This window comes from Calothrix rhizosoleniae SC01, assembly GCF_900185595.1.
Classification (GTDB): Bacteria; Cyanobacteriota; Cyanobacteriia; order Cyanobacteriales; family Nostocaceae; genus Calothrix_A; species Calothrix_A rhizosoleniae.
In genome coordinates this window covers 26187-38092 of sequence record NZ_FYBH01000202.1, presented here as the reverse complement: position 1 = coordinate 38092, position 11906 = coordinate 26187, and the positions used below count along the sequence as shown (strand labels likewise).

At 39.1% G+C, this 11906-nt stretch carries 8 protein-coding genes; 3 read left to right on the top strand and 5 right to left on the bottom strand.

Translation table 11 applies throughout. The features are described from left to right. Positions 1 to 456: 456 nt before the first annotated feature. From CALSC_RS12625 to CALSC_RS12615, 3 genes are all read right to left on the bottom strand, one after another. Complete coding sequence (locus CALSC_RS12625) at positions 457 to 1467, bottom strand: potassium channel family protein (protein ID WP_088241696.1); 1011 nt, start codon at positions 1465 to 1467, stop codon at positions 457 to 459. Positions 1468 to 1569: 102 nt separating this feature from the next. Beyond that, the gene (locus tag CALSC_RS12620; RefSeq protein WP_088241695.1) at positions 1570 to 3075 is read right to left on the bottom strand and encodes an ABC transporter ATP-binding protein; all 1506 of its coding nucleotides are present in this window, start codon (positions 3073 to 3075) and stop codon (positions 1570 to 1572) included. 54 nt (positions 3076 to 3129) lie between these two features. Next, positions 3130 to 4176 (bottom strand): BMP family protein, encoded by a 1047-nt coding sequence (locus CALSC_RS12615; RefSeq protein WP_088241694.1) that lies wholly within the window; start codon positions 4174 to 4176, stop codon positions 3130 to 3132. Positions 4177 to 4350: 174 nt separating this feature from the next. Here CALSC_RS12615 and CALSC_RS12610 point away from each other — a divergent pair, with 174 nt between their 5' ends. Next, complete coding sequence (locus CALSC_RS12610; RefSeq protein WP_088241693.1) at positions 4351 to 4848, top strand: ureidoglycolate lyase; 498 nt, start codon at positions 4351 to 4353, stop codon at positions 4846 to 4848. Positions 4849 to 5307: 459 nt separating this feature from the next. On the opposite strand, the gene CALSC_RS12605 is transcribed toward CALSC_RS12610, so the two are convergent. Beyond that, a complete protein-coding gene (locus CALSC_RS12605) occupies positions 5308 to 6243 on the bottom strand; it encodes a 50S ribosomal protein L11 methyltransferase (protein ID WP_088241692.1) in 936 nt (311 codons plus the stop codon). Between the two features lie 857 nt (positions 6244 to 7100). Here CALSC_RS12605 and CALSC_RS26445 point away from each other — a divergent pair. Continuing rightward, positions 7101 to 7265: a hypothetical protein gene (locus tag CALSC_RS26445; protein WP_159460609.1), complete on the top strand. Its 165-nt coding sequence runs from the start codon at positions 7101 to 7103 to the stop codon at positions 7263 to 7265. 308 nt (positions 7266 to 7573) lie between these two features. Continuing rightward, entirely contained in the window at positions 7574 to 10183 is a 2610-nt protein-coding gene (locus tag CALSC_RS12595) for a chloride channel protein (protein ID WP_088241690.1), read from the top strand. Positions 10184 to 10490: 307 nt separating this feature from the next. Here the strand turns inward: CALSC_RS12595 and CALSC_RS12590 are convergent, their stop codons facing one another. Continuing rightward, a complete protein-coding gene (locus CALSC_RS12590) occupies positions 10491 to 11507 on the bottom strand; it encodes a ribose-phosphate pyrophosphokinase (RefSeq protein WP_088241689.1) in 1017 nt (338 codons plus the stop codon). Between the last annotated feature and the right edge of the window lie 399 nt (positions 11508 to 11906).

Below are 11906 nucleotides of genomic sequence, written 5' to 3'. Positions count from 1 at the left end.
AAGATGGGTAAGGGCACGGCACCAGTAAGATAATTTTATATCCCAAAAGATTGTGGATGTTCCTTACGAGAAATGTATGTGTCGCAAACATTATTGGAATTGATATAACGTGCTTTGGTAGTGCTATATCAAAAATAAAACCCCAGTAAGTCAATTACTGGGGAGAGGAGGTTTTTGGATTTTGTAGGATATTGCATTGGAAAGCAGTGTTGTAATTAGAATATCCACTACTACAATCCAAAAGTTGCCAAAATGCCGAAAATTTTGCTCAACGCAAGTCATAAGCAACCTGAGTTCGGGATAAGCTCAAACCCTGATTATATCGTTACATGATTTTGGTCTTCATAAACGTATTTGCGTTGTTTCAGGCATTAATCAGCCTCTCAAAGTGAAATAAAGCTCCTTAACCCGAACTGAGGTTAAGCAATAAACAGTAAGCAATAAATTACACAGGTATCAATCCCTAATCTTCGGTCGTTTTTTAGCAATGACAATTAAATCATCATTTTTCTGCAAGGGATAGTCTGCGGCTGGATTGGAAATCACTTCCCCTTCTGGCTCTTTTTCTATAGCCACTACAATACTTTGATAATGCTGCTTCAAATAAATAAATACATCCATAAAAGTCTTACCAATCTGAGATTGGGGTATGGGGATTTTATATAACTGATTACCTCTGTGAGCAGTTAATAAATCGGAGACAACTTTGGTAATACCGTGGTTGAGAACTGCTTGGGAGATGAGCATACTACTTAACTCACTACCCACAATGATTTCATCAGCTTTCGCCCGTTTGCAAGTCTGAAAATGAGATTCATTTACTAACTCAACAATAATGTAAGCATGGGTATTAATACTTTCCACCGTCAGAGTCGATAAAATCACTTTCGCATCACGAGCTGTATCATCTAAATCATCATCACCTAGAATAATTACTGTACTGGCTGCGACTAAATTGGCTCGCTCTAACGTCTCATCACAGACATTACCTTGAATAAAAAATAAATTATTGTCTTCACTAGGTTTTCTGTCAATATCAGCAATTAAAACTACTGGTTTATCTTGAGTACTTTCATCTAAACGCAGCTCATCAACAATAGCCTTAGCACGAGAATTCCATTCACATAAGATAATGTGTTCTGTAAATTTATAAGCACTCATGCCTAAGTGTTCCATATTTTTTTTCTCAACCAGAATACTGGCAATTTGAGCCGTGAATGTAGCTAAAATGCCAATACCCACAAACATATCAACAGCAGCAATAGAACGCCCAAACATCGTCACAGGGGCAATATCACCATAGCCCACGGTGGTTAAAGTCACAATACTCCACCACACCGCATCTAATAATGATAAATTTGGTTCTACCCTGGAAAGTGCAAGGGAACTAATAGTAACAATTATCACCAGAATTACTATGAGGCGATCAAAATTTTCCCGTTGCAAAAATTTCCAGATTATTTGCATCACATCAGAATTTCAAATTTAAAACATTCCTCAACAAAAAAGTTATATTCCTTCCCTCCATCACTCCATCACTCCATCACTCTTCTTACCTCCTTCCCTCCATCACTCCATCAATCCTTCCCTCTTCTCCCCTCCTCCCATGAACAAACCGACTTCCTCCACCGTTGCTTGACTCGCATCCAACAGGGTAACAAACTCACCTCGATACATTACCGCAATGCGATCGCTCATTGCCATTATTTCTTCTAATTCCGTAGAAATATATAAAATAGCTGCTCCCCTTTCCCTTTCTGCTAATAATTTTTGTTGTACCCCTGCTGTTGCACCCACATCTAATCCTCTTGTGGGTTGCATGGCTATGATTAACTGTGGTTCTCTAGCCAATTCTCTCGCCAGCACTACCTTTTGTTGATTTCCCCCCGATAGTTGACTGACTGGAATATCCCCAGAAATTGCCCGAATATCAAAATCATCAATTGCTAATTTGGCATTGTCTTTAATTATGGGATAATTGAGCAAAAACCAACGACAAAAAGGGATTTTTTGAAAAAATTTTAAAATTAAATTATGGGCAATACTAAATTGTAAGATTAATCCCATTTTTTGCCTATCTTCTGGGATGTAACCTACCTCCATAATTCTGTTATTATAACTATTTTGTTTGAGAGTAGGATAATTAATATTTCCCTGTTTAATCTGCCTTAAACCACAAATAGCATCTGCTAATTCTCTTTGTCCATTACCATCAACTCCAGCAATACCTAAAATTTCTCCTGCTCGTAATTGAAAGGAAATATCTCTGACAGTAGTAACACCACGACTATCTACAACTTGCAAATTATCCACTGACAATACTGTATTTCCTATAGAGCCAGGAGATTTATTAATTTGCAAACAAACATCTCTACCCACCATTAATGTAGCTAATTCTTGAGAAGTGGTATTTTGAATATTTGTATTTGCTACCACCTTTCCCCGACGTAAGACTGTTACCGAATCACAAAGATTCATGACTTCTTCTAATTTGTGACTGATAAAAATAATTGTCTTACCAGTAGCAGCTAATTGTTTCAGAATTCTAATTAAAGATTTTACTTCCGTTGGTGTAAGTACCGCCGTTGGTTCATCGAGAATTAAGAGTTGAGCTTGGCGATACAAAACCTTGAGAATTTCTACCCTTTGTTGTATACCAATGGGCAAATTACCAACTTGAGCACAGGGGTCAATTTCTAAACCATAAGTTTGGGATAAAGCTGCAATGTCTGCTTCTTTTTTTCGCAAATTTAGCTGCCATTGATTCCCTGTACCCAGAACAATATTTTCCGTAACACTTAATTGAGGTACTAGCATAAAATGTTGGTGAATCATGCCAATTCCCAACTTAATTGCTGTATGGGTAGATGTAATTTTTACAGACTTTTGTTGTAAATAAATTTGACCAGAATCAGGTTGATAAATACCACTAACAATGTTCATTAAAGTAGTTTTACCTGCACCATTTTCTCCTAAAATAGCATGTATTTTACCTGATTTTATCTGTAAATTAATACAGTCATTGGCAACAAATTGACCAAAACATTTGGTAATATCAACAAGGTGTAATACCATTTTAGATTTTGGATTGTGGATTGTGGATTGTGAAACTACATAAGCTTTGCAAATTTATGCTTTTTTAACACAGCGAGTTTCTATACCAGCTTCCTGACATTTTTCAAAAACAATCTTTTTACTAGCAATATCTTGTTGAATAGTCTCTGCTTTCTGCACCACATCTGGTGGTACCTTACCCCCAAATTCTCCTAGGGATAAAATATCAGCCTGATCTAATCCAACAGTATATATTTTCCCTTTTAATTCCTGTTTTTTAGCTAATTCTGCCAAATTAGCGATCGCTAAATCCATACGCTTGACAGCACTAGTTAAAATCGCATCGGGGGCAATTTTTAATTGGTCTTTAGTATTGCCAAAAGCATAAACTTTTTTTTCTTCAGCCGTCTGAATCACTGCGGTAGAAGCATCATCTAACCATTGATAAATAACATCAACTCCAGTAGAAATTAATGCTAGTGTAGCTTCCTTTGCTTTTGCCACATCATTCCAATCGCCAGTAAAACTAGGAACTACTTTCACATCCGACTTCACAGACTTTGCTCCCATTTCAAAACCACGTAATTCTTCTTGGGTAGCTTGAAATTTTTGCCCAGCAATATAAGCCAACTGATTGGATTTTGTCATCAAAGCAGCAACAATTCCACACACATAGCTAACCTGCATATGATCTATTCTTAAAGCTGCAATATTTTCCCCTTTTATCGCTCCATTGACGGCGACAAAAAAGGTTTGGGGAAATTGGGGCGCAACCTGTTCAATCGCTGCATCAAACTGTCCTCCGTGGGCGAATACCACATTGTATCCTTGGCGGGCAAAATCTGTGAGCACCTCAGCTTGATCCGTTTGGGAAACTTGTTCTATATGGGTAGTTTTGGCATTTAGTTTGTTCTTAGCTAGTTCTATCCCTTGATAGCCATATTGATTCCATGCTTTATCAGTTATTTTACCAGGAAGAGCGATCGCAATTTTAAAATTCTCACCATTTCCTTCTATTGGTAGGTTGTTATCGCCAACACCACAAGCCTTCAGCAGTATACTTGTACCTAAAGCTGCTGAACTGTAGCCAATAAATTTACGTCTGCTAAAATTATCAGTCATAGTGTATCCCCTGTAACCTTAATTATGGAAAATTTTTGTTTCTAAGTTAATGTAACAGTTGATATATATTACAGATTCTTGCCAGTTTGGCAATAGCATACATCCATCTATTAAATCAACTCCAGATTATAATCCCTCCGACTCTAAACACAACAGTGTAGGCGCGTCACGATTATGAATACAGCCAAGACAATCAGAAAATTACAGGCAAAATGGGTAACACCAGAAAATTTTAGTCCCTATGGACAGGTAATTTTTTCTAGCCGGGATGGTAAACCTTTCGATGCAGAGGATGCTCAATTAATCCTAGATAGAGGTACTCCTCGCTTTTATATTATGCAATTGCACTGTCGGGGATTGAAATTTCATAATATAACCCGCCATTTACAATGTACTCAATGTTTGGGTGCATTGGAGGGCAAAGAATGGTTAATTGCTGTTTGTCCTCCCAATAATAATGTTAATCAACCAGATATGGAAAATATTGCAGCATTCCGTATCCCTGGGAATTGTTTCATTAAGTTAGAAGCGGGTACTTGGCACGCAGGGCCATATTTTGCCCATGGATTTGTTGATTTTTATAACTTGGAATTAAGTGATACAAATCTAGTAGATCACTTTACCTATGATTTTTTAAAAAAAAATAATCTAGAATTTGAAATAGTTGAATAACAAACTGATTTATGAGGTAAAAAAGTCAACCCAATATCAACAAAAAATTATCTGTTTTTCCAAATAAAAAATCCAAAACCTCATGACAGAACACACAGGTTCAAGTTACCAAGGCATAGCCCAAAAGTATGCTCAAATGGTAGAAAATAAACCAATTCATGCTTATTACGAGCGTCCAGCCGTTATATCCCTTTTATAGAAAGGTTACTAGAACCCCAGCCTACAGGACATTTTGAGAAAATGCAGCCAGAAGAATATGAATTTCTAACAAAAAATCCTTGGTTCATTGTTATTCGTGCCAGAAAGAAATAACTCTTCTTACTTATTACTTATTACTTATTAAGTAAGTCGGCACAATAAAGCCAAACTATGTGAGAACAAGAAAATAAGGCTAAAACCCTTTTTTCCCCTGCTTCCTGCCTCTGCCCCCTGCCTTATCCAAACGATAATTTTTTACGCCTACTTACTTACCCGTAGCGCTATACCTACCCATTCGTTGAGTCGTTCCCTATCTATGACAGTAAATCCATGCTCCGTCATCGTTGTGGTGATTGATTCTTCATAATCATTGGTAAACCCTGCTGCAATCAATATGCCATTTTCATCTAATGCTTGTTGATAATCTTTAGCAAGAGCAATATGTATACGGGCAAAGATATTAGCAACTATTAAATCAAATTTTTGTTGATTATCGATCGCTTGTACTTTTTCTGTAGTCTCTCCACCCATCCAATGTCCCAAGGTACTACCATTTCCCAGGCTTCCTGCCATAACAGTAACTTGTTGCTCTACACCATTTAGGTGTACTGCTGATTGGGTTGATTGCACTGCGATCGCATCATTATCTAATCCTAATACAGATGCTCCTAGTTTAGCGATCGCTATACTCAAAATCCCCGAACCGCAACCCAAATCTAAGGCATCAGTACCAGGTGTGACATATTTCTCGATCAATTTGAGGCTGAGAATAGTAGCTGGATGTAAACCACTGCCAAAGGCGAGGGATGGTTTTAGTTTAATGATAATATCATCAGGGGATGTAGTTTCATTGGTTACATTGGCAGGAAGAATCAGGAAACGATTACCAATTCGATGTCGGAAAACATTGGTATTTGTTATCGGTTTTGATTCAACTACGGCGATTTCCAGTTCGCTAGCCATCCCAGTACGTTGTAGTGGTGTGAGTAACTGAGCGATTTTATCTATCTGTTGATTTATATGGATTTTATTATCTAAATATAAACGAATGGTAAATGTCCAGGGAGATGAATTTTCATCAGTGGCGTTGTAGGGAGTAATGCCAATATCGCCAGTATAATCAGCATCTATTAGTAGCATATAAACCCAGTCAACAGCCTCATCGGTGGTGTTAATGCTTAATTCTGTCCACTGCATAGGTTTGTTCTGGGGTATCAAATAATTCTATACCATTTTGAAAAAAGAATGGGACAGATGTGTAGGGGCACGGCATCTACAATCTTTCAATATATAAAACTATCTTACTGGTGCCGTGCCCTTATGAATAATTTATATGTTGCAAACATTATTTGAATTGGTATAAGTTTACTGTTCATAGGTTGCAGCATTCAAAAATATCCTAACGGTTCGACTTCGCTCACCATTAGCCCTGAGCGTAAAGCCTACGGCATAGCTGCGCTTACCGCGTAGCGTGTCCGAAGGACTTAGTCGAAGGGCTAACGTGCTTTGGTAGTGCTATAAGTTTAGATTTTGGATTACAGTTTGATAAGTTGAGTAATATGCGATCGCCTAAGTAATGGTATATTACCACCGTAGGCGATCGCTCTAAATCATTCAGTCTTAGTTAGGACTCAAGTTTCGCCATACCATCAGAATTAACTTCAGCATAAAGACGAGTATTGTACTCGTAAACATCGCTATTGGCTGCCAAAATTTACAAAATTGGCGTATTCTCCAAAGTCGTGAGTTTTTACGCTTTGGTTTATTGGAAAGCGATGTTTTTCTTGTTTTCGGTTCAAACATAGTTAGAATGGACATGTATATATGTGTTGCCTGGTATTTCTCCAGGCGTTTTTCTGGGAATTGTTTCCCCGTGATGTTTAATCGAGAATAGTCAGAAACAAAAAACCCCAAGACACGCTCGCAAAATACAAACGCGCTTGGGGTAAATACATTGTTTTGCAATTTTTGCATTTCAACCTCCTTTAGTTACATGGAGGCTGCTTTGAAGCGACACATTTTTGAATGCAAAAAACCGCAATATTATTTTAAATTTGGGCGCATTCGCACATCAAAAACCATTACCACGTTATAAAAAACGCAGTGGTTCAGAGTCAACCATATACTTACTGTTAACCCGGAATCGCGTCAAAGCGAGCCTTGATTTTGATGCCGAACACGCCACTACATTGAGTCTTTTACTCTCCCCTTCTCCATGATTGTCTAATCAATCTGGTATGTGTGGTGTGTCAGCTTGGATGAGAGAGTTTGTTTAATGATAACATATTTGGTAGTCCTTGAGAAGTGATGCAAGTCGGTGTAACCCGCTTTGTAGAAGGAGAGGTAGGGCAAAATTACTACTTGTTTACTTACCACTGCCCAAATCTAAAACATCAGCGGAGTCTCATCGGTAGATTAATACTCAATTCTCTCCACTGTATATATTTTTCCGGGTTGTCGGTTGTAATTTCAGTTATCAATTATCAGTGAGAAATTGCATTGGTGAGGCAGTGATTGTTATTGATTAATGATTTTTAATAAAAATTGGTGGAAACGCACAATTTTACCCGGAGAAAACAAGGGACGTAAATTATTAGCGGGTCATTTGTTTTACTCCACAAAAAATTTTGCTATTGTTGAAGCCTGTGTGATTGGTTTAGTGGCAGCTTTTGCCGCAGTTGCCCTCAAACAGGGAATTGGCTGGTTAGGAGGATTACGAGTTTATGTAGTTCATTCCTTCACCCCTTGGCTACTACCGGTCATTGGATTTAGTTGCGGTATTTTAGCAGGATGGCTAGTACAATGTAATTCCGAAACATCAGGTAGTGGTATTCCCTACGTCAAAGCAGTATTAGCAAAAGTACCCTTACCCTTAAATTTACGTATATCTCTAGTAAAATTAGTAGGAAGTATTTTAGTTATAGGTGCGGGTTTACCCCTAGGAAGACAAGGCCCTACAGTACAAGTAGGTGCAGCCTTAGCAGCACAGATTAGTCGCTGGTTTCCCACCTCCCCAGACTATCGTCGTCAAATCATCGCAGCAGGAGCAGGAGCAGGTTTAGCAGCAGGATTTAATACCCCCATTGCCGGTGTGTTGTTTGTGGTTGAAGCACTGCTCCAAGACATATCTGGTTTTACCTTGGGAACAGCAATCCTCGCCTCCTTTATTGGTGCTGTGGTTTCTAGGTGGTTGGGTGGTACAGGATTTGTATTTGATCAAATTACCCCATTGCAAACAGGATTTTCCCCCCAAGAAATTCCTTTCTATCTGTTAATGGGAGTCTTGGCAGGAATTTTGGGAGCACTCTTTAATAATGGAATTGTTGCAGCTTTAAACTTGAATAATCGCCTGCGAATTTCCTTACCTCTACGGGTAGGACTAGCAGGATTAATTTGTGGAGTCACTATTGCCTTACTACCCGATGATTTCCTGGATAGTGCAGGACTGCGAGAAATTTTAATAGGAGGTAAAGCTGATTGGCAATTGACCTTACTTGCCTTCACAGTTCAATTTCTGTTGACAATGCTAGCTTACACCACAGGTGCGCCGGGAGGATTATTCGCTCCAGTACTAATCATGGGAGCATCTCTGGGCTTATTCATCGGATTAATCCAATTAAATCTATTATTAACCAGTGCTAGCGCCCCTTTAACCTACGCATTGGCAGGTATGGGGACATTTTTTACCGCAGTTACCCGAGTACCCATCACAGGTATAGTCATTGTCTTTGAAATGACAACGGACTTTAATATAGTATTACCACTGATGATTAGTTCAGCGATCGCTTATTTGATTGCGGAAATAGTCGCTCCCAACTCCCTATATGATCGGCTTTTGGCAGGGAAAGGTATTAATTTAGAAGAATCAGGCAAAGAAGGAATTCTTACCACCCTAACAGCAGCCGATGTTATGCAACGGCGGGTAGAAACCATATCTAGTCAAATTACTTTTGTCGAAGCTGTCCAAGCATTATCCCGCTCTCGCCATCGTAATTTACCAGTGGTGGATAGGGGTACATTGGTGGGTATAATCTCTCAAAAAGAATTAGCTAACTATACTGATAACTCTTTGGTCGAGTCAATTCCCATTAGTGAAATCATGTTTCCATCACCAATGACGGCTATACCCACAGCGACTCTGGCACATATTTTACATCTACTCAATCGCTACAATCTCAGTTGCTTGCCAGTTACCGAAGGAAAACATTTAGTGGGAATGATTACTCGCAGTGATATCATTCGGGCAACAGCAGACCATTTAGATGGGGCAGGAATCCAAACAGCACCCCAACCATCTTATATCGTTTATCAAACCCGCGACCCCATAAGTGGTGGTGGTAGATTATTAATATTACTCAGCAATCCTAAGACTGCCACATCCCTGTTGAGAATAGCAATTGCCATCGCTCAACAATTAGGATATGAACTGGAATGTTTGCATATAATTGTCGTTCCCCGTACATGTAATCCCGCAGAAACACCCATTAGTACGGTTGCAGGCTTAAATTTGTTAACCCAAGCAATAGACTTTGCAAGAGCCAGTAGAGTCCCGATTCATACCCAAATTCGAGTCACTCATGATGTCGCTGAAGCTACTTTAGAAACAATCAAAGAGCGACATATTGACTTGTTATTTATGGGTTGGAAAGGTACTACAGGAACACCAGGAAAAATATTTAGCCGGGTAGCAGATACATTAATTAGACAAGCTCCCTGCGAAGTGATTCTGGCGAAATTTGGCGATCAAACTAACTTTAATCGTTGGTTGATACCTGTCGCTGGTGGTCCCAATGTCAGCGAAGCAGTGCAACTATTACCCGCATTCGCATCTTTGGGAACAATACCAAAAATTGAATTGTGTACAGTCTATGCACCCACAGAAACACCAGATACCAAAATACTAGAAAAATTTGTCCAGTATCTACAACCAAAATTCAGCCGTAAAGTTAAAGTGACAACTATTCCTGCATATTCCGTAGCACAGACAATTGTATCCGTAGCAGAAAAACAAAAAATTGATGCCATTGTTATGGGTGCAACCCGTGAAACCCTTTTGCAACAGGTAATTCATGGGAATATACCTGAAACCATTGCCCGTCAAAGTAATTGTACGGTAATTATTGTGAGAAGTGCCTAGAGCATCTATTTAGCAGGAGAGGGGAGTGTCGGGAGTGATGGAGTGATGGAGTGATGGAGTGATGGTTGCTAGTTGCTAGTTGATAGTTGATAGTTAGGGGTTGGTAGTTGATGCTTGATAGTTAGTTATTTCATCTCCCCACACTTCCCACACTTCTTTCACTCCTTCCCTCCTTCCCTCTTTCCCTCTTTCCCTCAATATTATGGGCCGGAAATGATATGACTCCCCTAAATAAAAGGGCAAATACCAATGTCAACAATTAAATCTAGACACAGGAAATTTGCCCAAAATAAATCTTTGCTAAAAACTAGCGAAACATACTACTAACAGAACTATCTTCATGAATCCGCCAGATAGTTTCTCCTAATAAATTTGCCACAGATAGCACAGTCAGTTGCGGAAAGCGATCGCTTTCTGATAAAGGAATTGTATTAGTAACAATTACTTCCTCAAAAACGCCACTGGACAAACGTTCAATGGCTGGTGGAGAAAATACTGCATGGGTAGCACAGGCATATACCTGACGTGCCCCTTCTTCCCGTAATAACTTGGCTCCCGCCGTAATCGTACCACCAGTGTCAATCATGTCATCTACCAACACTGCTGTTTTACCTTTAACATCACCAATCACATTCAAGACTTCAGCAACATTGTGAGCTTGACGGCGTTTATCAATAATAGCTAATGGAGCATCATCGAGCTTTTTGGCAAATGCCCTAGCTCTGGCAACACCGCCAACATCAGGGGATACTACTACAATATCAGCCAGGTTTTTACTTGCTAAGTAATTCAGTATAACTGGTGAACCATAAACATGATCCAGAGGAATATCAAAATATCCCTGGATTTGAGAAGAGTGTAAATCCATTGCCAAAATTCGGTTAGCACCTGCTTGGGTAATCAGGTTCGCAACCAACTTAGCAGTAATGGATTCCCTTCCAGCCGTTTTGCGATCGGCACGAGCATAACCATAATAGGGAATCACCGCCGTTACCTGCCGTGCAGAAGCTCGACGACAAGCATCAATCATAATCAATAATTCCATCAAGTTGTCATTCACGGGATGACAACTTGGTTGGATTAAATAAACATCACAACCGCGAATTGATTCTTGGATTTGAACATAAAGTTCTCCATCTGCAAATCGCTTGCGAATCATGGGCCCCAAATCTATACCCAAGTAATGGGCGACTTCTTGAGACAATTGGGTGTTGGCAGAACCAGAAAACAGCCTCAGACGGTGATTTTCAGTCAGTCCTGTTGCTGTTGATGGCATTTTTAGGGTTGCAGAACTGAGCACAGCAGATCCTCGATGTGCATTCATGGCAATCTTATCATTAGATATTTGGCAGATTTAACAGAAATATTCGGCAAGAAGTTGTATGTGTTTTATTGAAGCTTTGATAAAAATTGGAAATATTCCTCCATAAATTTATCACCCCCTCTTTTTTAGCTTTTTTGGTGAATAACTTCTGTCTGAGCCACTGCAATATAGTTAGGGAAACAGAACAAGAAGTCAGACTTTGGTGATTGAAAATAACAGTCCAAGTCTGCAAGCCCATATGTATAGTAGAAAAATTTTTTCTACCCATATAAATTTATAACTGAGAATAATACATTTATTGTTCTACTAAAAAATATCAGGGTAGACATGCATGGGTAAAAATGACTACGATTACTTCGGGAACGGGCATGTTTATAATGATTAAAATGTCCCTACCCC